Source organism: Pseudomonas sp. zfem001, assembly GCF_032621725.1.
In the GTDB taxonomy this organism is placed as follows: Bacteria; Pseudomonadota; Gammaproteobacteria; order Pseudomonadales; family Pseudomonadaceae; genus Aquipseudomonas; species Aquipseudomonas sediminis.
The window spans coordinates 159,705-178,520 of record NZ_JAVYJI010000006.1; the positions used below are offsets into that span (position 1 = coordinate 159,705).

Sequence of the window (18,816 nt, forward strand, 5' to 3'; positions counted from 1 at the left end):
TACAGAAGCGCGCAGGTTAGCAGTCGGCAGTGGCTGTGTGGCTTTTTTCCTCGGCCTCTGTGTCTGTCTGCTACGGGGTGAGGCTGGTCTAATGCCGGCTCACTCAACTCGAGGTTTGTGCTCATGACGCCCAAGGATCTGCTGCTGGCGCTGCTGGTGATCGTCGTCTGGGGGCTGAACTTCGTGGTCATCAAGGTCGGCCTGCACGGCATGCCGCCGATGCTGATGGGCGCCCTGCGTTTCATGCTTGCGGCGTTTCCGGCGATTCTCTTCGTGCGTCGGCCGCAGGTGCCGCTACGCTGGATGCTGGCCTATGGCATGACCATTTCCGTAGGGCAGTTTGCCTTTCTCTTCTATGCCATGTACGTCGGTATGCCGGCTGGTCTGGCGTCTCTGGTGCTGCAGTCGCAGGCGTTCTTCACCCTGTTCTTCGCCGCGCTGTTTCTCGGCGAGCGGCTGCGCGGCAGCAACCTGTTCGGCCTGCTGGTGGCGGCCAGCGGCCTGGTGTTGATCGGTCTGCAGGGCGGGCAGGCGATGACCCTGGCCGGCTTTGCCCTGACCATCGCCGCTGCCTCGATGTGGGCGCTGGGCAACGTGGTCACACGCAAGCTGGGCAAGGTCAATCTGGTCGGCCTGGTGGTCTGGGGCAGCCTGATTCCGCCCTTGCCGTTTCTGGCGTTGTCGCTATGGCTGGAAGGACCGGAGCTGATCAGCCAGTCGCTGCGTAACCTCAGCCTGGACTCGCTGCTGGTACTGGCTTACCTGGCATTCGGCGCCACCATTCTCGGTTACGGTCTCTGGAGTCGTTTGCTGTCGCGTTACCCGGCCAGCCAGGTGGCGCCGTTCTCGCTGCTGGTGCCGGTGGTGGGGATCAGCTCCTCAGCGTTGTTGCTCGACGAGCGCCTCGGCAGCCTGCAGATGGTCGGTGCGGCGCTGGTGATGGCCGGGCTGCTGATCAACGTGTGGGGCGGGCGCTTGCTCGATAGCTGGCGACAGCGCGAGCCGACGCTGCCGTAGGGTGCGCTGCGCGCCTGGCCTGAATGCCTGAAACTCTGGTGCGCACGGCGCACCCTACGGTGCAAATGCGACCCGTGTCGGCTCAGTCTTGCGGGCGTTTCTCCGGCAGGCGTTCGAGAATCTGGTCCAGACGTTGCTGGATGCGTTGGTCGATCTTCTCGTGCAGGCGCATGATTTCCAGCTCGGCGCGCAGGTTCACTTCGAAGTCCAGGCTCGCGGCCAGGCGATCCTTAGCCGCCTGACGGTTCTGGCTCATCATGATGATCGGCGCCTGGATCGCAGCCAGGGTCGACAGCATCAGGTTGAGGAAAATGTAAGGGTAGGGGTCGAAGGCCATGCCGAAGTGCGACAGCACGTCGGTGTTGAGCAGCATCCAGCCGAGCATGGTCAGTGAAAAACAGATGATGAAGGTCCATGAGCCGCCGACCGATGCGACCCTGTCGGAAAGCCTCTCGCCGAAAGATGATTGTTCATCCGACGCGTCGGCAGCATCGCGGCTGATGGGGCGACGCTGGCGAATCTGTTCGAGCACATGGCTTTCTTCCGGCTCGAGTTCGTGGATCGCCTTGCCAAGCAGATTCTGGGCGAGTTGTTGCAGTGGGTGCGAGGTGCTGTTGCTCATCGTGGCCATTCATCCGAGGCAGAGACGTCGAAGCGATGCTGAACTGCTTCAGGCGTCTTGTCATCACTGATGTTCGCCATCGACCTCGGTGCTTTCCATGCGGTTGCGGCCATTGCTCTTGGCTCTGTAAAGCGCCTGATCAGCTGCTTCGATCAACGCCAGCGCCAGTACTGAGCTGTCCTGTTGATCCAGCGTCAGGCTGGCGACGCCGGCACTGACGGTGACCCGTGCGAATGGGCTGGCTTCATGGCGCAGGTTGCGCTGCTGCAGTGCCTGCATGAAGCTCTGGGTCACGGCCTCAGCACCTTCGCCCGTGGTGTTCGGCAGGATGACTGCCAGCTCCTCGCCGCCGTAACGTGCGGCCAGATCGCCGGGGCGACGCATGCACTGCTTGAGCAGCGCCGCCACCGCACGCAGGCAGTCATCACCAGCTACATGGCCGTAGCGGTCGTTGTAGCGCTTGAACAGATCGATATCGAACAGCAGCAGTGACAACGAAGAACCGCGGCGCTGGGCTCGGCGAATCTCCACTTCCAGGGTCTGGTCGAAACTGCGGCGGTTGGCCAGGCCGGTCAAGCCGTCCTGTGAGGCGAGCACTTCCAGTCGTGAGTTGGCGTCGAGCAATTCTTCCTGGGCGCTGAGCAACTGGCGCTCGGCCCGTGAGCGGCGGCGGATGTCGAGGATCAGGCGTTGGCCGATGACGCCGACGGCTACCAGCAGCAGCAGAATCAGGCTGGCGAACAGCTCGGCATTGTGGCGCCAGGCGGCCAGGGCATCTTCGCGGCCGAGGGCGACGATGGTGATCAGCGGCAGACGATCATTGCGGCGGAAGGCATAGACACGTTCGACACCGTCGATGCGTGAGGTTTGTGCGATGGTGCCCTCACGGTGCTCGCGCAGCAGTTGCAGGATGGGCGAGTCGGACCAGTCCATGCCGACATCCTGTTCACGGAAGGGCTGGCGAAACAGGAGTTTGGCGTCGCCGGTGGAGAGGCTCATCGAGCCGTGCTCGCCGAGATCCAGGCTGCCGAAGAAGCTGAGAAAGTGCTCAACGTCCAGGGTTACCGCGACCACGCCTGCGAAGCGTCCCTGATCATCGTTCAGCCGCCGGCTGACGCTGAAGACCCAGTCACCGGTGATGCGGCTTTTGATGGTGGGGCCGATGAAAATATCGCTGGAGGGATCGTCGCGGTGGTGAACGAAGAAGGCGTGATCAGCGGCATTGGGGTTGGGTGTGGGCGATGATGTCGATGCGACCAGGCGATTGCCGTGCGAGTCATAGGCGACGATGGCATTGGCCAGTCCAAGCACTTCTGCCTGCTTTTGCAGCAAGGTCTGGAGACGCTGTGGTTCGTGCTCGGCCGCGCCGTTCTGCAGGCGATCGGTGAGCTCGATCAATACCAGTTCGGACTGCCGAATGACCCCGGCTGTGTAGTTGTCCAGCGCCTGAACCAGGTTGAGGTTGGCGACGTTCAGTTCATGCAGCGCGCGCTCACGGGAAATCCAGACCTGCCAGGCGGTGAGCAACGCCAGCGACAGGCAAATGAATACCAGCAGAATGGAGGTGAGCCGAATACCGCGTTTCATGTCCGAAACCCAGAGCCCTACTGCGTAAGTGTTGAAAAAGGCTTGGGAAAAAGAAGAGCCGCAGTAGCGGCCCTTCCGTTGCGTGTTGTCAGTCCTGGCGGCTGGTGACTTCCAGCAGGTGATAGCCGAACTGAGTCTTAACCGGGCCTTGCACCACGCCGACCGGCGCGCTGAAGACCACGGTGTCGAATTCCTTGACCATCTGGCCGGGGCCGAACGAGCCCAGATCGCCGCCGCTGCGGCCAGACGGACAAGAGGAGTTGTCTTTGGCCAGTTGGGCGAAGTCGGCACCGCCTTCGATGGCGGCTTTCAGTTCGTTGCACTTGTCTTCGCTGGCAACCAGGATGTGGCGGGCAGTGGCGCGGGCCATGGGAGTACCTCCTATCAATGAAGGTGCAGAGCCTAGCGCAATCGCCTCGACAAGCAAACGGTCGGCCGTTCGTCCATCTGTGAGGAGCCGTTTCGGCGTCTGGCTTGTCCCATCTTCTGTATGTGGGCATTTGCCCTGAACTCAGGCTTCACTGAGGAGACTTGCGGATGAACACCCTGAGCATCGACGGTTGGCGCAAGGCCGACAATGACAGCAAATCCATCCCTATCGGCACTCTGCAGTTCTATGTCAGCGAGGCGGAGCACTTGCGCCTGGAGCAGGCTGAGGAGCAACTGCAGCGCAGCGGCGTCCGGGACGCGATGATCGACGCAGACATGCAGACGCTGGAGCTGGTCATGCCGGAGGGCTTCGGCCCACTGAGTGAATGCAAATGGCGCGTCTACATCGGCGGCGAGGAAGGGCGTGGCCAGTTTCATCTGGTCGGCTACAGCGCCGAAGATGGCTGCCTGATCTACAGCAACGCGGTAATGGTCGATCTATTGGGTTGACCGCTACGGGCAAACCCTTGCCCCGGGGTGGCAAGTCCATGCCGCGACGTCGTATGAAAGCCGCGTATTTACTGGTCTGCAGCGGCTGGCCCGGAATCTGCTTTGCATGAGGCGAACGGATTTCGCGGAGGCCTCATGACCAGTATCAACAACAGCACGCCTGCCATGCTCAGCTACTACGGCAGCCAGCTCAACAATCGTTCGACTGCGACCAGCGGTGAAGCCGACGGTCAGGCCAGTCAGGATCCAGTTGCCGATTTGCGGCGTTTTGCCAAACAGGTGGTGGCGCGCAGTGAGGGCGGACTGCTGCGAGCCATGAATGGCGGCGCAGCGCAGCCCAACACTACCGTGCAGCGCACTGGCGACAGTCAGCCGACTACGCCTTCGGTGATTCAATTGCCGGACGTAACGCAGCTCGATCGCGACGATGCCGCCAAGCTGCTGGCGCAGGTACAGAAGATGGTGGATGCCGGCATGGATGGCAGCGTGCGCATCGCCGGTCACAACGGCGACAAGCAGACCGACTCGCTGGAAACCTACCGCCAGTGGCTGCAGGAAAAGGGCGGAGTCAGCATCTACGTCTGATCTGCACTCGTTCAGCCCAGAATGGGTTCTACGTCCTCTCGGGTGATCACCCTGTTACGCCCGGCGCGCTTGGCCGCGTAGGTGCGTCTGTCTGCCGCCAGCATCAGCTCGTCCAGTGATTGCCCATCCACCCCGAAACAGGCCACGCCGGCGCTCAACGTCATGTGCAGCGTGGTTTCATCCACCGTCAGCGATTGCGCAAACAGGCGTTCGCGCAGGCTTTCGGCGATTTCCCGGGCTTGCGCTGCCTTGCTGCCTGGCAGCAGCACGGCAAATTCCTCACCGCCCAGGCGGCAGAACAGATCATTGACCCGTAAACGCTGCGCCAGAACCTTGGCGAAGTGAACCAGGGCACGGTCACCGACCTCGTGGCCAAAGCGGTCGTTGATCTGCTTGAAGTGATCGATATCGACGAATACCAGCGAAAGCGGCGTGCCATTGCGCAACGCATGGGCACGCTCACGCTCGAATACCTCGGCCAGCTTCAGGCGGTTTGGCAGGCCGGTCAGAGAATCGGTGGTCGCCTGCTCGGTCAGGCGCTGCTCATTGAGCAGGCGGCTGCGCTCGTAGATGTGCGCGAAAATCATCACTGCCAAGCTGGCGAGGCCGAGATTGGCGATGATCTCGACGTTTTGCAGCAATTCATCGGACGAAAACCGCTGACTGAAGACGAACAGGCCGACACCGACGAACACGATCGAGCCGTACATCCCCAGGCGCAACCCCAGCAATAGATAGCAGATGATCGGAATTGTCTGGATCCAGGCGAACACCGCGAAGGTCGTGGTGGTCTGAGCCAGCGCCACAATCATGATGCTGAAGAACGGCAACAGGTAAATTGCGGTCAATAGCTGCAGGTTGCGTGTTTTATCGATGATGGTCAGCAGATACAGCGACACAGTGGCATAGCCGATCTCCAGACCGGCCAGCAGCCAGTTGTCGTGCAACAGATTGACGACCGAGAAGAACAAACCGCCGCTCAAGGTGATCCATAGCAAGGCTTTGAGGACCAGGCGGCGATGTTGTTCGTTCTTGGCGAAGTAACCGGGCATTAGTGTTCTCAGGCGGGAGAGGCGAGTGCATAAGTTGTGTGATGACGATAGATGGCGTCATGCAGGAAACCTGCCGTTCGGCCGCGATGCCAATGTACGCGGGCGTTCGATGGGATCAGGAAATCGACCATGACCCTGCGCCGGGAATTGCGTCAGAATCACGACGTTAGTTGGGAGAAGGCTGTATGACAACAACAATGAGCAAATGGGGAAGGCAAGGCTGCCTGCTGGCGCTGCTGTTGATGGGGATCGCGGGCACCGCTCAGGCGGCTGAGGACCTTGAGCTGATCGAGACGATCAACAGCTATCGTAGCGAGGTGCAACGCTGCGGCGTGCAGGCCTCCGAGCCATTACCGCCGTTGACCAACGATCCACGCCTGATCCTGCCTGCCAATGGCACTGCTGACCTGCAGGATTCACTGAGCGCGGCCGGTTACCCGTTGGTCAACGTACAGGCCATCACGCTCTCCGGCCCACGCAATGCGCAGGCTGCCATGCAGGCATTGAGCGAGAGCTTCTGCCGCGTGATGCTCGACCCTCAGTTCATCGATATCGGCGTCAGTCAGCAGGATCGCGACTGGCGCATCGTGCTGGCCCGGCCGCTGCTCAGTGGCCGGCTGCAAACCTGGCAGACCGAGGGGGAAAGTCTGCTCCTGCTGATCAACTCCGCCCGCGCCGAGGCGCGCCAGTGCGGTGACCAGACCTTTGCCGCTACTACGCCGCTGGTATGGAGCGCCGAACTGGGTAGCGCCGCCGAGAGCCATAGCCGGGCCATGGCCAATGGCAATTTCTTCGCTCATCAGGGGCGTGACGGCCTCACGCCGGGTGACCGCGCGGAGCTGGCGGGTTACAGCGGTACCAAGGTCGGCGAGAACATCGCCGCAGCGCTGGATACCACCGCCAAGGTGGTAGAGGGCTGGCTGGCCAGCTCCGGGCACTGCGCCAATATCATGAACCCGGAGTTCAGCGAGCTAGGCGCTGCCTATGCCAACGACCCGCAGAGCGATGCCGGCATCTATTGGACGGCGTTGTTCGGCGGGCAATGAGCGAGCGCCTGCGTCAGGCGACGCCGAACACCTGGGCCAGGTGCTGCTCGTAGCGCGCCACGTCCTGCTCGATGCTCGGCACTTTCATCACGTCATTGCAGATGAAGGTGGGCAGGCCAGTCATACCGAGGAATTCGTTGGCCTTGTGGAAGGGGAAGTACACCGCGTCCACGCCTTTGCCTTCGAAGAAGTCGGACGGATCTTCGAAGGCCTGCACCGGAGCGTTCCAGGTCAGCGACAGCATGTACTGCTTGCCCTGGATGAGCCCGCCGCTGCCGTACTTCTGCGAGGCGTCGGAGCGAGTACGCCCGTCGTTGGCATAGAGGCTGCCGTGACCGGCGGTGAACACCTCGTCGAGGTACTTCTTCACCGTCCAGGGCGCGCCCATCCACCAGCCGGGCATCTGGTAGATCACCACATCGGCCCAGAGGAATTTCTGCACTTCTTCTTCGACGTCGTAGCCGCCGTCGATAAAGGTGGTCTTGACGTCGAATCCGGCGCGGTCGAGGAAGGCCACCGCCGCGTCATGCAGGGTGGTGTTGTACTGGCCGTGGGAATGGGCGAACGCTTTGCCGCCGTTGAGCAGGAGGATCTTTTTCATGGGGGTTCTCCAAAAAATGTGGCTGCAGGTTATCCAGCCCTGCGCGTGCGAAACACCCCGAAACGGTCAAATCATTGTTGACTGAAAATCATGAAAGTCTTGCTGAATGCTGCGCTAGGGTGAGGCATCTTCCCACATCGAGGAACCTGCTCCATGTACGGCTTCATCCTTCACGCCCACACCAGACCCGAACAGTCCGAGGCCTTCGAGCAACTGTTTCGCGCATACGTCGAACCCAGTCGTGCCGAGCCAGGCTGCATCGAATATCACATGCTGCGCGACGCGCAGGACCCAACGCTATTCATCTTCTACGAGGTGTGGGCGTCACGGGAGGCGCTGGCCGAGCACACGGCGTTGCCACACATGGGCGCGTTTCACGACAAGCGCATGGACTACCTGCGTCGTGATTTCGAGATTCGTGAAATCGAGATGCTCAGCCCAGCCCGCTGCGTGAGTCGTTGAAAATCCGGTGCGCACGACTTGGGCGGCCCCGCGACACCCTACGGAGCGTGTTGCTCTTGGTGCGCACGGCGCACCCTACGGAGCGTTTCGCGCTTGGTACTACGGAGCACGTCGCTGTTGTAGGGTGCGCCGTGCGCACCGAGGCCAAGACGATGCAGCCGCAGGCCCGAGCACAAGCTGACGACACAAGCGTTGCGGCCGTTCAAGCCCGCTCGGGAACGGCAGGGCGCTTTCGGCCCATCTGCTTGCTGGCCATGGTCATCAGGCGCTGAAAGGTGGGGCAGCTCAGGTGGTTGTCGGCCGGGCAGAGCGCCGCATGGCGCAGCCCGTCGCGAATGGCGGACAGGCGGCGAATGGTGTGATCCAACTGCTCTGCCTTGCGTTCCAGTTGCTCACGGTCGATGGCAGGACCGCCCTCGGCAGCCAGCATCTCGGCGATAGCGTCCAGTGAGAAACCGGCCGTGCGCCCGAGTGCGATCAACGACAGGCGCTGCAGCACCGACTCGGCGAAGACCCGCTTCAGGCCATTGCGCCCGATGGAGTGGATCAGCCCTTTTTCTTCGTAGTAACGCAAGGTCGAGGCCGGCAGACCTGACCAGCGCGCGACCTTGCCGATATCCAGCTCTTTCATGCTTGACCTCAAGTCGACTTTAACTGGCAGCCTTGTTTTGAAGGCTTTTCAGATAGATTAGATGGAGGTGCGTATGGCAGTCGAGATCATCATGTTGGGTATTGGCGCAACGCTGTTGATGGACCTGTGGGCGCTGGCGCGCAAGCGCTGGTTCGGTGTGGCGGCGCTGGATTACGCCTGGGTGGGGCGCTGGCTGGGGCACATGCGTCATGGGCAGTTTCGCCACGCAGCGATTGGCCAGGCGCCCACGCTGCGCGGTGAGCGTGCACTGGGCTGGATCTTTCATTACCTGACAGGGCTGTTATTTGCCGCGTTGTTCCTGGCCTGGGTTGGCGAAGCCTGGGTGCTGCGCCCCACGCTTGCGCCGGCGCTGGCCTTTGGTGCGCTCAGCATGGCAGCGCCCCTGCTGCTGATGCAGCCGGCGTTCGGCATGGGCGTGGCCGCTTCACGCACGCCGCAGCCCTGGCGGGTGCGTGTGCGTGCGCTACTGACCCATCTGGTATTCGGCCTGGGCCTGTACCTGATGGGGCTGTTAGCTCAATGGCTGTAACCCGGCTTCTGGCGAATGGTCTTGAGCAGGTCGTCGGGTGAAATGTGCCCGACCACCTGGGTCGCCGCGCTGCCCGGTTGCGGCAGGTCGAGAATGTGGCCCTTCATCTTGCCGATCACGTGCATCTCGCACGGCTTGCAGTCGAACTTCAGGGTCAGCACTTCATCACCATGTACCAGCTGCATCGGCGCGACCTTGGTCTTCACGCCGGTCACACCCTTGGCCTGTTTCGGGCACAGGTTGAAGGAGAAACGCAGGCAGTGCTTGGTGATCATCACCGGCACTTCGCCTTCTTCTTCGTGGGCCTCGTAGGCGGCGTCGATCAGTTGCACGCCGTGGCGGTGATAGAAGTCGCGGGCCTTCTGGTTGTAAACGTTGGCCAGGAACGACAGGTGCGATTCCGGGTACACCGGCGCTGGGTCGGTCTCGGCCTTGCGGCCTCCACGTGGATGGGCAGCGACGCGCGCTTCGGTGAGTGCTTCGATGGCGTCGCGGCGCAGTGCCTTGAGCTGCGAGTTGGGTACGAAGAACGCCTGCGGCGCATCCAGCGTCACGCTTTGGGCGTGGTAGATGGTGGTGCCGAGTTGGGTCAGCAGGTCACGCAGGCCATCGAGTGCCTGTTCCGGCTTGTTGGCCACACCGAACGGGCCGGGCAGGGCAACGTCGACGCTGATGCCTTCTTCGCTGGTGGCAGTGAGCTTGAGCGCATCCTCGCGCAGCTCGGCTCTCCAGCTCACGCCAATGCGGCGCTCGGCGCTGGTGCGCTGCAGCGCCTGCTGCCAGTTATGGTCGAGGTTGCGCGAGAGCGGGTGATTCGGGCGCAGACGGAACAAGCCTTCGGGCATCTCGTTGGGCTCGACGCGGTAGCGGTAGCGCTTCTCGCCGTCTTCTTCGAACTCGCCCTTGAGTTCAGCAATGTTGGCGCGGAAACCGACCACCTCGCGCTTGACCAGCACATTGAGGCCGTCGCCGTTGGACAGCGGCTCATGGGTAACGGCGATCAGGTCGCGCTTGTTCACCTTCTCCACGCTGCCGACCAGCAGGCCGGTAAAGGTGGGCGAATCGAAGGCGCCGATGTCCACCTTGCGCTCTGTGACGAAGTAGTCAGTGCTGCCGCGGTGGAAGGTCTTGTCCGGATCGGGCACGAAGAAGTGCGCGGTGCGGCCGCTGGAGGCGCGGGCCAGGTCCGGGCGGTCCTCGAGAATCGCGTCGAGTTCGCGGCGGTAGTGGGCGGTGATGTTCTTCACGTAGGCCACGTCCTTGTAGCGACCCTCGATCTTGAACGAGCGCACGCCGGCCTCGACCAGGGCACGCAGGTTGGCGCTCTGGTTGTTGTCCTTCATCGACAGCAGGTGTTTTTCGTAGGCGATCACGCCGCCTTTTTCATCCTTGAGGGTGTAGGGCAGGCGGCAGGCTTGCGAGCAGTCGCCGCGGTTGGCGCTGCGCCCGGTCTGCGCGTGGGAAATGTTGCATTGGCCGGAGAAGGCCACGCACAGCGCGCCGTGGATGAAGAACTCGATGGCGGCATCGGTCTCGTCGGCGATGGCGCGGATTTCCTGCAGGTTCAGTTCCCGCGCTAGTACCAGTTGGGAGAAACCGGCCTGGTCGAGAAACTTGGCCCGTGCCAGGGTGCGAATGTCGGTCTGGGTGCTGGCATGCAGCTCGATGGGCGGAATATCCAGCTCCATCACCCCCATGTCCTGCACGATCAGCGCATCCACGCCTGCGTCGTAGAGCTGGTGGATCAGCGCGCGCGCCGGCTCCAGTTCATCGTCATGCAGGATAGTGTTGATCGTGGTGAACACCCGCGCGTGATAGCGACGTGCAAATTCCACCAGCCTGGCGATATCGCTCACCTCGTTGCAGGCGTTGTGCCGCGCGCCGAAGCTCGGGCCGCCGATATAAATGGCGTCGGCGCCATGCAGGATGGCCTCGCGGGCGATTTCGACGTCACGCGCAGGGCTGAGCAGTTCCAGGTGGTTCTTGGGCAAGGACATGGTGTTTTCTTTTATCAGGCTGGCACACGGGCAAGGCGCGCATTGTACCGGGCTGTGGCCCGCTGGGCACTCGCCAGATGCCGGACGGCTGGCAATACGCGCCGATGCAGGTACAGTAGCGGCCTTTTTCAGGCGGAGGCGTGGCGATGGACAACAGAGGGTTGGAGAAGCTCGATCAGTGGCTGCTCAAGTACGGCAACGATGACTCGATCCTCTCTGCCAGCGAACTGGACGGCTTCTTCGCCGCCATCGTCTCCGCCCCGCGCCAGGTTGCGCCTGCTGTCTGGTACTCGGCGATCTGGGCTGACCAGCCGCCGCAGTGGCCGAGCGACAAGGATGGCGAGCGCTTCATGAAGCTGGCTGTCGAGCTGATGAGCGAGGCGGCCTACATGCTCAGCGAGGAGCCAGATGACTATGAGGCGATCTTCCTCGCCGACGACAACGGCAAGGGCGAGAAGCTGATCGTCTCCGAATGGTGTGCGGGCTACCTGCGTGGTGCGGCGGTGGCCGGTTGGCTGGAGGCGGCGCTACCCGAGTCGGTTGCAGCTGCGCGGGCGCTGATCACCCTGCACGGCGACGAGAGTGGCAGCGCTACGCTCAAGGCCATGACCGACGCCGAGTACGACGCCAGCACGGCACTGCTCGAGCCGGCCGCCGTCGAACTGTACGAGTACTGGCAACAGAATCTGGACCCCGTGTTGCCGGTACGCCGTGATGACGCCAAGGTCGGGCGCAACGATCCTTGCTCCTGCGGCAGCGGCAAGAAATACAAGCAGTGCTGCATGCGCTGACACCACCTGTGCGGGTGCCGTCTCGCTGACGATTGACGCGTCAGGCCGTCGGCACCTGCAGCTTGTGCGCGTGTCTGGCGGCGGTGTTAGCCGAGCAACTCGGCAAACGCCTTGTCCGCCTCCAGCACCGCTGGCAAGGCTTCGAACAGCTTGTTCAGATCGACCTCCTCGAACAACGGGCCTTCCAGGCTCTGCTGCGCCGCCTCGCTGACGCCGTCCAGCTCGATGGTTTCCGCAACGGTCACTGACTGCGCGACCAGGCGCGCGTAGCTGCTGTCACTGGGCGCCTGAGTCGGACGTGCCTGGTAAGCAATGGCGTGCTGGATAAGCGCTGGCAACTGCCAGCGACGCGCCAGTTCGGCGCCTACTTCCGGGTAGCCGAAGCCCAGTTGCAGGGTTTCCTCGGCGGCGTGGGCCGCGGCCTCGCGTTTCGGATGGCGGTTCATGCGGCGGGCGAAATCCGGTGCGCCGGTCTGGATCAGCAGCTCGCCGATGTTGTGCATCATGCCGCAGGTGAAGGCGGCGTCGGTGTCCAGTTTCAGCTGCTTGGCCAGGCTGCGGGCGATACTGGCGACGCGAAAGCTGCGAATCCAGAAACCCTTGAGGTCGAAGCCGGTATCGACCTGAAACGCGCCCGTCATTGCTGACGCCAGCACCAGCGTGCGCAGGGTGTTGAAGCCCAGACGCATGGCGGCGTCTTCGACGCTTACCGCTTCACGGGCCCCGCGAAAACGCGCTGAGTTGGCCAGACGCAGTACCTTGGCAGCGATGACCGGATCGCGCTCGATATTGCGCGCCACGCTTTCCAGGCTCGAAGACGGGTTGTCGAACTGTTGAATCAGCTCCTGCGCGACCTTCGGAATGCTGGGCAGGGTGTGCAGTTGAGCGAACAGACTTTCTATATCCATGGCAACTCCGATAGGGAAGAACGCTGCAGTTGCGTTCGATGAGAAATAGCTTTCTGAGCATAGCTGCGGCTAACGCCTAAGCCAGTTCCATAGTTGCTATTTAGAGCCTTTTCCATGGTTGTTGCCAGTCAGAAATGCCCGCCCCGAGGGGCGGTTTTTCGACGATGGTTTACTGACGCGGCGCCACGCTGGTTTCGGCCGCTGCAGACCACACGCGGTAACGCACTTCGATATCTTTGGGGGTGTAGATCACCAGCGGCAGCTTGCTGTTATAGCGCACCAGTTGCGGCTCACCGCCAACGCGCACGAAGGCCTGCTTGCGGCTGCTGTCCGGGCAGGCCATCAGGGTGCTCATGGCCGGGCCGACCTGGACCAGTTCGTAGTAGCTGTAGCCCCAGCCTTCCACGATCTTTTCCTGCCACTGGCCGCCCAGGCGTTGCTGGTTGCAATCCACTTCCAGGGTCTTGCCGGCGATGATCTCTACCTTGTGCTCGGCTTCATTGGCTTGCACCGGCAACTCGATCACATGGCGGTTGTAGCCATCGGCTGCGGCGGGGTAGGGCTTGAGCGCTTCCGGGGTGGCAGCACAGGCGGCCAGCGGCAGGGCGCAAAGGAGGGAGAGCAGCGGCAGTTTGAGTCGGTTCATGATGATTCCTTGCTGAAAGGCCTTTTGGGCCGTCCGTGATGAGGGAACCGCCAGGTGGGCGGCGCAGCACTGACCGTTGTGGATAGGCCAAGTTCCTGCGTTTTTCAAGCTATCTCAGCGTGCCTCGGCTGAGGGTTTCAAGTCGGCGGGCAGGGCGTGTTGCAGGTAATCGATGAACAGACGCACCTTGGGCGTCAGCTCGTAGCGGCCACGCACACACAGGTAAAAGTCCAGTGGAGCGCCAGTCGCACGGCTGTCTGTAGGCGTTGCCGAGGAGAACAGTTCGACCAGGTCACCACGGGCCAGGTAGGGATCGGCGACAAAGGACGCCAGGCGGGTGATGCCGCCGCCTGACGCAGCGCACTGTGCCAAGGCATCGATATCGTTGCTGCTCATGCTCACTCTGACCTGGGCATCGAAGTGCACGCCTTCGCGAACGAAGCCCCAACGCAAGAAGCGCCCATCGGTGGCGACACGAAACAGCAGGCAGTCGTGGTCGCGCAATTGTTCGGGTTCACTGGGCTGCCCTGCGCGCTGCAGGTAGGCGGGTGCAGCGCAGAAGCGCGTCTGCGCAGTGGCGATGCGTCTGGCCACCAGGCCGCTCTGCAGTTGCTGCTCGATGTGGATACTGATGTCCACGCCTTCCTGCACGTGATCGACGCTGCCGTCGGTGGTCAGCAGTTCGCAACGGATGCGCGGGTACTGAGCCATGAAACCGGGGATCAGTGGAGCCAATACATGACGACCGAACGCTGCACTGGTGGCAATGCGTAACTGTCCGCGTGGCTCGTCCTGCAAGTCGGCGACGGCGGCGCGGGCGAGTTCCAGCTCCTGAAGGACAGCCTGTACTCGTTCGAAATACAGCGAGCCGGCGTCGGTGAGTGCCAACCTTCGAGTGGTACGGGTAAGGAGGCGAAGGCCCAGGCTTTGTTCCAGGCGGGCGATGTTCTGGCTCGCTGCGGCTGCGCTGATGCCCAGCAAGCGAGCGCCGGCAGCGATGCTACCGCTCTCCACAGCCTTTACGAAACTCTCCAGGCCGCGCAGGGTGTCTGTGCTTTTACTTTCCAATGCGCCGTTCATTCATAAGTTTATCTTGATACTCAACTTACCTTCCGCCCTCTACCGCCGCAATCATCTTCATCGCTAGAGTGCTCGATACTTTCATCGAACAGGAAACCTGAGCATGTCCGATCTCGACCTCGCTCCAGCCGCCGCGCGCAACTGGAAACTGCCTGCGCGTGCCATGCCCGTGGCCTTCGCCTTCTTCATGTCGGGCATCATGGCCATGCTCATGTCGCTGGTCATTACCGCTGCAAACCGTGGTCTTGGCCAGGGTTATCTACAGGCGGTGCTGAGCGCCTACAGCCTGGCGATGCCGGTCGCGTTCGTATGCGTGATGCTGGTGCGGCCGATCGTGCTCAAACTGGTGAGCCTGACCGTGCGCTTGCCGTGAACGGCATGCCGGGGCGTGTGCTATCGGGGCGGCCCTGCCTCGATGCCTGGACGCTCATCATCCCCGAGCAGGCGGACTGCCAGTGCCAGTGTGGCGCCGAGGTAGACCAGCGCACTCCAGCCTGCCATCAGCATGCCCCCCAGGCGTTGGTCGTCCAGGGCTTGCAGACCGAAAGCCCCCAAGCACAGTTCGGGAGGGTAGATGAGCCGTGGCGCCATGATCAGAACGAGCCCCAGCATGGTCATGTGGGCGAACGTCAGGAAAAAACCGCACAGCGTCAGCACCAGCCCCTGCTGGGTCTGCCTGGCGAAACCCAGTAGCCAGATGGCCAGGCCAACGGCCAGGAAGCTGGCCTGCTGCGCAACGAACAGGGGGGCGTGCAAGGCGGCGGCTTCGTGCGCGGCAGGCAGGTGCCAGCCCCACACCACCACCAGCTCGGCGATGAAGGCGGCGCTGAGCCAGCTTGCTCTTGCGTAACGGTCGAGACGGAGCCCGGCGCGCGCCAGGCCGATGGCCAGCAGCGGGGCTGCGAGTGCCACGACGCCCAGGTGCAGGATCATGTGCAGCGAGAACGCCGTGCGGCTCATGGCCGGCAAAGGGCCAAGCCAGAGGGCTGCCAGTATCAGCAAGCCCAGGTGCAGAGGCCAGTTACGTGATGATTCGGTGCGCTCAGTTTGCATCGAGGTAGTCACCGATACTGCTTGCCAGGTGTTCGGGGGTGACGTTCTGTGCGAACAGTTCAACCAGACGTCCGCCCGGGGCTACCAGGTAGAGGCTGGTGGTGTGGTCGAGCAGGTAGGTGCCGTTGGCCTCGCGCCGCGCGACATACACTCCATAGGCGTCGGCTGCCTGCCTGACCTGCTGGACATTACCGCTGAGGCCGATAATGCGCGGGTCGAAGAAGCCCGTGTAGCGCTGCAGAAGCTGTGGGCTGTCGCGTTCCGGGTCGAGGGTAATGAACACGGGTTGCAGGTGCTGGCTACGTGGGCCGAGTTTGTCCAGCGTCTTGGCGACCGTGGCCAGGGTAGTCGGGCATACATCCGGGCAATGGGTGAAGCCAAAGGACAGCAGGACCCAGCGTTCGGCAAAACTGTTTTGGTCTATGCGTCGACCCTGATGGTCGACCAACTCGAATGACCCGGCGACTTCCCCGATCCGCGCGGCCGCCGGTACGGCAGCCGGCCAGAGCTTGTAGGCCAGCGGCAAGCCTGCCAGCAATAGGCTGATGCAAATTGCCGTGCCCCATAGTGATCGCCTCATCCTGCTCTCTCGCGTCGCGTCCCCCGATCTTTACAGACCTGCAATCGGCCATCAGGTGCCCGGAAAATCTGTCGTTTGCATGATGGCGAGCGTGCTTGGCTCGGTGGGCACGATGTTTGAGGGAGTAGGCGTGACTGAATTCCGAGGGTGGGCGGCGTTGCTCGTACTCACTCAACAGTGGACGAGTCGGTGGGCGCCGTGCCGGGCGCACACCGATAGGCCCGCCGCGATCAGGCGAAGACGAAGTATTTGCGCACGGTTTCGACCACTTCCCAGGTGCCCTTCATGCCAGGCTCGACCACGAAGATATCGCCAGCCTTGAGGTGAATCGGCTCCATCCCGTCCGGGGTGATGATGCAGTAGCCTTCCTGGAAGTGGCAGTACTCCCACTTCACGTACTCCACGCGCCATTTGCCGGGCGTGCAGATCCAGGTGCCCATGATCTTGCTGCCGTCTTCGGAGGTGTAGGCGTTGAGGTTGACGGTGTGCGGGTCACCCTCCATGCGCTCCCACTTGCAGGCATCGACGACGGGCATCGGCTGGGTATCGCGCAGAACGGTGATCGGTTTGTTGGCCATGGGGCGCTCCGGTGAGTGATCAAAGGGGCGTTCACCATAGAGCGGGGGCGGGGCGGTCGATTGCCTGGGGTCGACACGGGGCTGCTCATTCGCGCAGTGCGCGAGACTTTCTAGTGCTGAAAAAACCAAGGCCGGCTTATCAGGCCGGCCTTGTGGGGCTGCGCGTTCCATCGAGTCATACGACGTTCTCGATCAGTTCATCAGGAAGGTATCAGGCGGTGCGGCTTTCGATCAGACGGTCAGAGCCACCTTCGGCGACGCGGTTCTGGATCAGACGGTCGGAGCCACCTTCAGCGACGCGATTCTGGATCAGACGGTCAGAGCCACCTTCAGCGACGCGATTCTGAATCAGACGGTCGGAGCCACCTTCAGCGACGCGATTCTGGATCAGACGGTCGGAACCACCTTCGGCGATGCGGCTTTCGATCAGACGATCCGAGCCACCTTCGGCGACGCGGTTCTGGATCAGGCGATCGGAACCACCTTCAGCGATGCGGCTTTCGATCAGGCGGTCGGAACCACCTTCAGCGATGCGGCTTTCGATCAGGCGATCAGAGCCACCTTCGGCGATTACAGGTTGGGCGGAGGAGGCGGCGAATACGTTGGCTGCCAGTACAGAGAAAGCAAAGCTGAGGATGAGTTGGCGTTTCATGGTGTTTTGCTCCAGCGGTGTTGTGGTTGGGTATGGAGCAGATGTTACGCACTGGATTTTTTCAGAGAACTTCATTGGCATGATGGTGAACATCGATGCCGCTGATGTTTGCTGTAATGACTGAAATAGAGCGCTCTAAGCCTGTTTGGAAAAGCCGGCCACGGCCGCGTAGGCCGTGGCGCAGCGGTTAGTTGATGAAGGTGGCGCCGCGTGCGTTGACGAACAGGGAATAGATGCCATGGCTGCTGGCCATGAACAGGCGATTACCTTTCTCGCCGCCAAAGCACAGGTTGGCGCAGCGTTCCGGCAGTGAGATATGACCAATGGCCTTGCCCTGCGGGTTGAACACGCGCACGCCATCGAGCTTTTCCGGATCGCTCTCGGCCGAGCCATTGCTGCCCCAGCCGCACCACAGGTTGCCGAACTCGTCGCACTTGATGCCATCCAGCGCGCCGGTGTCGGTGGCTTCGATGTGTTTGCGGCGTTGGCCGAGGCTGCCATCGTCGTTCACCTGATAAGCCCACACCAGGCGGTGCGGCTTGGCGCGGCCCTCGACGATGTAGAGGGTCTTCTCGTCGGGCGAGAAGCACAGGCCGTTGGGGCCGGCCAGATCCTCGATCACACGGGTGACCTGTTGCGTTTCGCCGTCGATCCGATAGACCCCATGGGGCAGTTCCGGCTCGATCTTGTAGCCCTCGTAGAAGTTGCCGGTCTGGAAGGGCGGGTCGGTGAACCAGACCGAACCGTCGCGCTTGACCACCAGGTCGTTCGGCGAGTTGAAGCGTTTGCCCTCGAACGCATCGGCCAGCACGGTAATGCTGCCGTCGTGTTCGGTACGGGTGATGCGTCGGCCAACGTCCTGGGTGGTCGAGCCCTCACAAGCGATCAGCCGGCCCTGGCGGTCGCGCACCAGGCCGTTGGAATAGTTCGACGGCTGGCGGTAGACGGCCAGCGACTGGCTGATCTCGTCCCAGCGCATGATGCGGTTGTTGGGGATGTCGCTGACCAGCAGGTAGCGACCGTCACCGAACCACACCGGGCCTTCGGCCCAGCGGATGCCATCGGCAAGCTTTTCCACGCTGGCGTTGAACAGGCGCAATTGCATAAAGCTGTCATCCAGCGCCTTGACCGCACCGGAGGGGTAGCGCAGATCGAGAGGCTGCGTGGCATTGGCCAGTTGCGGCAGCAGCGAGGCAGCGCTGGCGGCAGCGGCGGAATAGACCAGCGACTGCTTGAGAAAGTGGCGGCGCGAGCCGTCGGGGCGTTGTTCGTCATTCATCATGAGGTTCCTTGTTGTTCTTGTTGATCGCAGATGCGACTTTGTGAACTTATATGATGTGTGATGACTGTGGAAGTGCTTCAGTGCTGCCGTGACAGCTTGACTGCGCAAAATCATATGTCATGCGGGCAACAGGTGGGTGGAGGCGGGTGTTGTTCTGTGATGTCGTACGATGACTGGCTCGAGGTGCCTACTTGCTCGAGTGAAAGTTGCTGATTCA

The 18,816-nt window shown here is 62.1% G+C and carries 23 protein-coding genes; 8 read left to right on the forward strand and 15 right to left on the reverse strand.

Going from position 1 to position 18,816, the window contains the following annotated elements:
• Positions 1-123 precede the first annotated feature (123 nt).
• Positions 124-1,017: an EamA family transporter gene (locus RTH74_RS19275; RefSeq protein ID WP_316915709.1), complete on the forward strand. Its 894-nt coding sequence runs from the start codon at positions 124-126 to the stop codon at positions 1,015-1,017.
• 82 nt (positions 1,018-1,099) lie between these two features.
• Here RTH74_RS19275 and RTH74_RS19280 read toward each other — a convergent pair whose 3' ends face one another.
• The 3 genes from RTH74_RS19280 to RTH74_RS19290 all read right to left on the reverse strand — a co-directional run bounded on the left by RTH74_RS19280 (position 1,100) and on the right by RTH74_RS19290 (position 3,596).
• Positions 1,100-1,639: a DUF1003 domain-containing protein gene (locus RTH74_RS19280; RefSeq protein WP_125880482.1), complete on the reverse strand. Its 540-nt coding sequence runs from the start codon at positions 1,637-1,639 to the stop codon at positions 1,100-1,102.
• 63 nt (positions 1,640-1,702) lie between these two features.
• Positions 1,703-3,226, reverse strand: a complete 1,524-nt coding sequence (locus tag RTH74_RS19285) for a sensor domain-containing diguanylate cyclase (protein WP_316915710.1) — start codon at positions 3,224-3,226, stop codon at positions 1,703-1,705.
• Between the two features lie 88 nt (positions 3,227-3,314).
• Positions 3,315-3,596 carry a peptidylprolyl isomerase gene (locus RTH74_RS19290; RefSeq protein ID WP_003462270.1) on the reverse strand — a complete coding sequence of 94 codons (282 nt, stop codon included), beginning with the start codon at positions 3,594-3,596 and terminating at the stop codon, positions 3,315-3,317.
• 167 nt (positions 3,597-3,763) lie between these two features.
• Here RTH74_RS19290 and RTH74_RS19295 point away from each other — a divergent pair, with 167 nt between their 5' ends.
• Positions 3,764-4,105, forward strand: a complete 342-nt coding sequence (locus RTH74_RS19295; protein ID WP_106735483.1) for a hypothetical protein — start codon at positions 3,764-3,766, stop codon at positions 4,103-4,105.
• Positions 4,106-4,240: 135 nt separating this feature from the next.
• Positions 4,241-4,690: a hypothetical protein gene (locus RTH74_RS19300; RefSeq protein ID WP_316915711.1), complete on the forward strand. Its 450-nt coding sequence runs from the start codon at positions 4,241-4,243 to the stop codon at positions 4,688-4,690.
• Between the two features lie 11 nt (positions 4,691-4,701).
• Here the strand turns inward: RTH74_RS19300 and RTH74_RS19305 are convergent, their stop codons facing one another.
• On the reverse strand, positions 4,702-5,742 hold the full coding sequence (locus tag RTH74_RS19305; RefSeq protein ID WP_316915712.1) for a GGDEF domain-containing protein: 1,041 nt from the start codon (positions 5,740-5,742) through the stop codon (positions 4,702-4,704).
• Between the two features lie 185 nt (positions 5,743-5,927).
• Between RTH74_RS19305 and RTH74_RS19310 the strand changes: the two genes are divergently transcribed.
• Positions 5,928-6,788, forward strand: a complete 861-nt coding sequence (locus RTH74_RS19310; RefSeq protein WP_316915713.1) for a CAP domain-containing protein — start codon at positions 5,928-5,930, stop codon at positions 6,786-6,788.
• Positions 6,789-6,801: 13 nt separating this feature from the next.
• Here the strand turns inward: RTH74_RS19310 and RTH74_RS19315 are convergent, their stop codons facing one another.
• Positions 6,802-7,389 (reverse strand): NAD(P)H-dependent oxidoreductase, encoded by a 588-nt coding sequence (locus RTH74_RS19315; RefSeq protein WP_125880477.1) that lies wholly within the window; start codon positions 7,387-7,389, stop codon positions 6,802-6,804.
• 153 nt (positions 7,390-7,542) lie between these two features.
• On the opposite strand from RTH74_RS19315, the gene RTH74_RS19320 reads away from it, so the two are divergent.
• On the forward strand, positions 7,543-7,851 hold the full coding sequence (locus tag RTH74_RS19320; RefSeq protein ID WP_316915714.1) for a putative quinol monooxygenase: 309 nt from the start codon (positions 7,543-7,545) through the stop codon (positions 7,849-7,851).
• Between the two features lie 202 nt (positions 7,852-8,053).
• Here RTH74_RS19320 and RTH74_RS19325 read toward each other — a convergent pair whose 3' ends face one another.
• Positions 8,054-8,482 carry a helix-turn-helix domain-containing protein gene (locus RTH74_RS19325; protein ID WP_296232863.1) on the reverse strand — a complete coding sequence of 143 codons (429 nt, stop codon included), beginning with the start codon at positions 8,480-8,482 and terminating at the stop codon, positions 8,054-8,056.
• Between the two features lie 73 nt (positions 8,483-8,555).
• Here RTH74_RS19325 and RTH74_RS19330 point away from each other — a divergent pair, with 73 nt between their 5' ends.
• On the forward strand, positions 8,556-9,032 hold the full coding sequence (locus tag RTH74_RS19330) for a DUF2938 domain-containing protein (RefSeq protein WP_256579531.1): 477 nt from the start codon (positions 8,556-8,558) through the stop codon (positions 9,030-9,032).
• Here the strand turns inward: RTH74_RS19330 and RTH74_RS19335 are convergent.
• The gene (locus RTH74_RS19335) at positions 9,020-11,029 is read right to left on the reverse strand and encodes a U32 family peptidase (RefSeq protein ID WP_316915715.1); all 2,010 of its coding nucleotides are present in this window, start codon (positions 11,027-11,029) and stop codon (positions 9,020-9,022) included. The genes RTH74_RS19330 and RTH74_RS19335 overlap by 13 nt on opposite strands.
• A 146-nt stretch (positions 11,030-11,175) precedes the next feature.
• Between RTH74_RS19335 and RTH74_RS19340 the strand changes: the two genes are divergently transcribed.
• On the forward strand, positions 11,176-11,820 hold the full coding sequence (locus RTH74_RS19340) for a YecA family protein (RefSeq protein ID WP_316915716.1): 645 nt from the start codon (positions 11,176-11,178) through the stop codon (positions 11,818-11,820).
• 86 nt (positions 11,821-11,906) lie between these two features.
• Here the strand turns inward: RTH74_RS19340 and RTH74_RS19345 are convergent, their stop codons facing one another.
• From RTH74_RS19345 to RTH74_RS19355, 3 genes are all read right to left on the reverse strand, one after another.
• Positions 11,907-12,728 (reverse strand): HDOD domain-containing protein, encoded by an 822-nt coding sequence (locus RTH74_RS19345; RefSeq protein WP_316915717.1) that lies wholly within the window; start codon positions 12,726-12,728, stop codon positions 11,907-11,909.
• 169 nt (positions 12,729-12,897) lie between these two features.
• Positions 12,898-13,374, reverse strand: a complete 477-nt coding sequence (gene eco, locus RTH74_RS19350; RefSeq protein WP_316915718.1) for a serine protease inhibitor ecotin — start codon at positions 13,372-13,374, stop codon at positions 12,898-12,900.
• A 114-nt stretch (positions 13,375-13,488) separates the two neighbouring features.
• Complete coding sequence (locus tag RTH74_RS19355) at positions 13,489-14,454, reverse strand: LysR substrate-binding domain-containing protein (RefSeq protein ID WP_316915719.1); 966 nt, start codon at positions 14,452-14,454, stop codon at positions 13,489-13,491.
• A gap of 103 nt (positions 14,455-14,557) precedes the next feature.
• Between RTH74_RS19355 and RTH74_RS19360 the strand changes: the two genes are divergently transcribed.
• Positions 14,558-14,827 (forward strand): DUF2798 domain-containing protein, encoded by a 270-nt coding sequence (locus RTH74_RS19360; RefSeq protein ID WP_125836887.1) that lies wholly within the window; start codon positions 14,558-14,560, stop codon positions 14,825-14,827.
• A 20-nt stretch (positions 14,828-14,847) separates the two neighbouring features.
• On the opposite strand, the gene RTH74_RS19365 is transcribed toward RTH74_RS19360, so the two are convergent.
• The 5 genes from RTH74_RS19365 to RTH74_RS19385 all read right to left on the reverse strand — a co-directional run bounded on the left by RTH74_RS19365 (position 14,848) and on the right by RTH74_RS19385 (position 18,596).
• Positions 14,848-15,507, reverse strand: coding sequence for a cytochrome c oxidase assembly protein (locus RTH74_RS19365; RefSeq protein WP_316915720.1), 660 nt, complete (start codon positions 15,505-15,507; stop codon positions 14,848-14,850).
• Positions 15,497-16,087: an SCO family protein gene (locus RTH74_RS19370; RefSeq protein ID WP_316915721.1), complete on the reverse strand. Its 591-nt coding sequence runs from the start codon at positions 16,085-16,087 to the stop codon at positions 15,497-15,499. Before RTH74_RS19370 ends, RTH74_RS19365 begins: the two co-directional genes overlap by 11 nt.
• A 230-nt stretch (positions 16,088-16,317) precedes the next feature.
• On the reverse strand, positions 16,318-16,665 hold the full coding sequence (locus tag RTH74_RS19375) for a cupin domain-containing protein (protein ID WP_316915722.1): 348 nt from the start codon (positions 16,663-16,665) through the stop codon (positions 16,318-16,320).
• Positions 16,666-16,876: 211 nt separating this feature from the next.
• On the reverse strand, positions 16,877-17,317 hold the full coding sequence (locus RTH74_RS19380) for a phage infection protein (RefSeq protein ID WP_316915723.1): 441 nt from the start codon (positions 17,315-17,317) through the stop codon (positions 16,877-16,879).
• 187 nt (positions 17,318-17,504) lie between these two features.
• Positions 17,505-18,596, reverse strand: coding sequence for an SMP-30/gluconolactonase/LRE family protein (locus RTH74_RS19385; protein WP_106735465.1), 1,092 nt, complete (start codon positions 18,594-18,596; stop codon positions 17,505-17,507).
• Between the last annotated feature and the right edge of the window lie 220 nt (positions 18,597-18,816).

What these genes read in the sequence shown, in the direction of transcription:
- RTH74_RS19275 (WP_316915709.1), top strand. Translation starts at nt 124, where the DNA reads ATGACGCCCAAGGATCTGCTGCTGGCGCTGCTGGTGATCGTCGTCTGG.
- RTH74_RS19280 (WP_125880482.1), bottom strand. Translation starts at nt 1,639, where the DNA reads ATGAGCAACAGCACCTCGCACCCACTGCAACAACTCGCCCAGAATCTG.
- RTH74_RS19285 (WP_316915710.1), bottom strand. Translation starts at nt 3,226, where the DNA reads ATGAAACGCGGTATTCGGCTCACCTCCATTCTGCTGGTATTCATTTGC.
- RTH74_RS19290 (WP_003462270.1), bottom strand. Translation starts at nt 3,596, where the DNA reads ATGGCCCGCGCCACTGCCCGCCACATCCTGGTTGCCAGCGAAGACAAG.
- RTH74_RS19295 (WP_106735483.1), top strand. Translation starts at nt 3,764, where the DNA reads ATGAACACCCTGAGCATCGACGGTTGGCGCAAGGCCGACAATGACAGC.
- RTH74_RS19300 (WP_316915711.1), top strand. Translation starts at nt 4,241, where the DNA reads ATGACCAGTATCAACAACAGCACGCCTGCCATGCTCAGCTACTACGGC.
- RTH74_RS19305 (WP_316915712.1), bottom strand. Translation starts at nt 5,742, where the DNA reads ATGCCCGGTTACTTCGCCAAGAACGAACAACATCGCCGCCTGGTCCTC.
- RTH74_RS19310 (WP_316915713.1), top strand. Translation starts at nt 5,928, where the DNA reads ATGACAACAACAATGAGCAAATGGGGAAGGCAAGGCTGCCTGCTGGCG.
- RTH74_RS19315 (WP_125880477.1), bottom strand. Translation starts at nt 7,389, where the DNA reads ATGAAAAAGATCCTCCTGCTCAACGGCGGCAAAGCGTTCGCCCATTCC.
- RTH74_RS19320 (WP_316915714.1), top strand. Translation starts at nt 7,543, where the DNA reads ATGTACGGCTTCATCCTTCACGCCCACACCAGACCCGAACAGTCCGAG.
- RTH74_RS19325 (WP_296232863.1), bottom strand. Translation starts at nt 8,482, where the DNA reads ATGAAAGAGCTGGATATCGGCAAGGTCGCGCGCTGGTCAGGTCTGCCG.
- RTH74_RS19330 (WP_256579531.1), top strand. Translation starts at nt 8,556, where the DNA reads ATGGCAGTCGAGATCATCATGTTGGGTATTGGCGCAACGCTGTTGATG.
- RTH74_RS19335 (WP_316915715.1), bottom strand. Translation starts at nt 11,029, where the DNA reads ATGTCCTTGCCCAAGAACCACCTGGAACTGCTCAGCCCTGCGCGTGAC.
- RTH74_RS19340 (WP_316915716.1), top strand. Translation starts at nt 11,176, where the DNA reads ATGGACAACAGAGGGTTGGAGAAGCTCGATCAGTGGCTGCTCAAGTAC.
- RTH74_RS19345 (WP_316915717.1), bottom strand. Translation starts at nt 12,728, where the DNA reads ATGGATATAGAAAGTCTGTTCGCTCAACTGCACACCCTGCCCAGCATT.
- eco (WP_316915718.1), bottom strand. Translation starts at nt 13,374, where the DNA reads ATGAACCGACTCAAACTGCCGCTGCTCTCCCTCCTTTGCGCCCTGCCG.
- RTH74_RS19355 (WP_316915719.1), bottom strand. Translation starts at nt 14,454, where the DNA reads ATGAACGGCGCATTGGAAAGTAAAAGCACAGACACCCTGCGCGGCCTG.
- RTH74_RS19360 (WP_125836887.1), top strand. Translation starts at nt 14,558, where the DNA reads ATGTCCGATCTCGACCTCGCTCCAGCCGCCGCGCGCAACTGGAAACTG.
- RTH74_RS19365 (WP_316915720.1), bottom strand. Translation starts at nt 15,507, where the DNA reads ATGCAAACTGAGCGCACCGAATCATCACGTAACTGGCCTCTGCACCTG.
- RTH74_RS19370 (WP_316915721.1), bottom strand. Translation starts at nt 16,087, where the DNA reads ATGAGGCGATCACTATGGGGCACGGCAATTTGCATCAGCCTATTGCTG.
- RTH74_RS19375 (WP_316915722.1), bottom strand. Translation starts at nt 16,665, where the DNA reads ATGGCCAACAAACCGATCACCGTTCTGCGCGATACCCAGCCGATGCCC.
- RTH74_RS19380 (WP_316915723.1), bottom strand. Translation starts at nt 17,317, where the DNA reads ATGAAACGCCAACTCATCCTCAGCTTTGCTTTCTCTGTACTGGCAGCC.
- RTH74_RS19385 (WP_106735465.1), bottom strand. Translation starts at nt 18,596, where the DNA reads ATGAATGACGAACAACGCCCCGACGGCTCGCGCCGCCACTTTCTCAAG.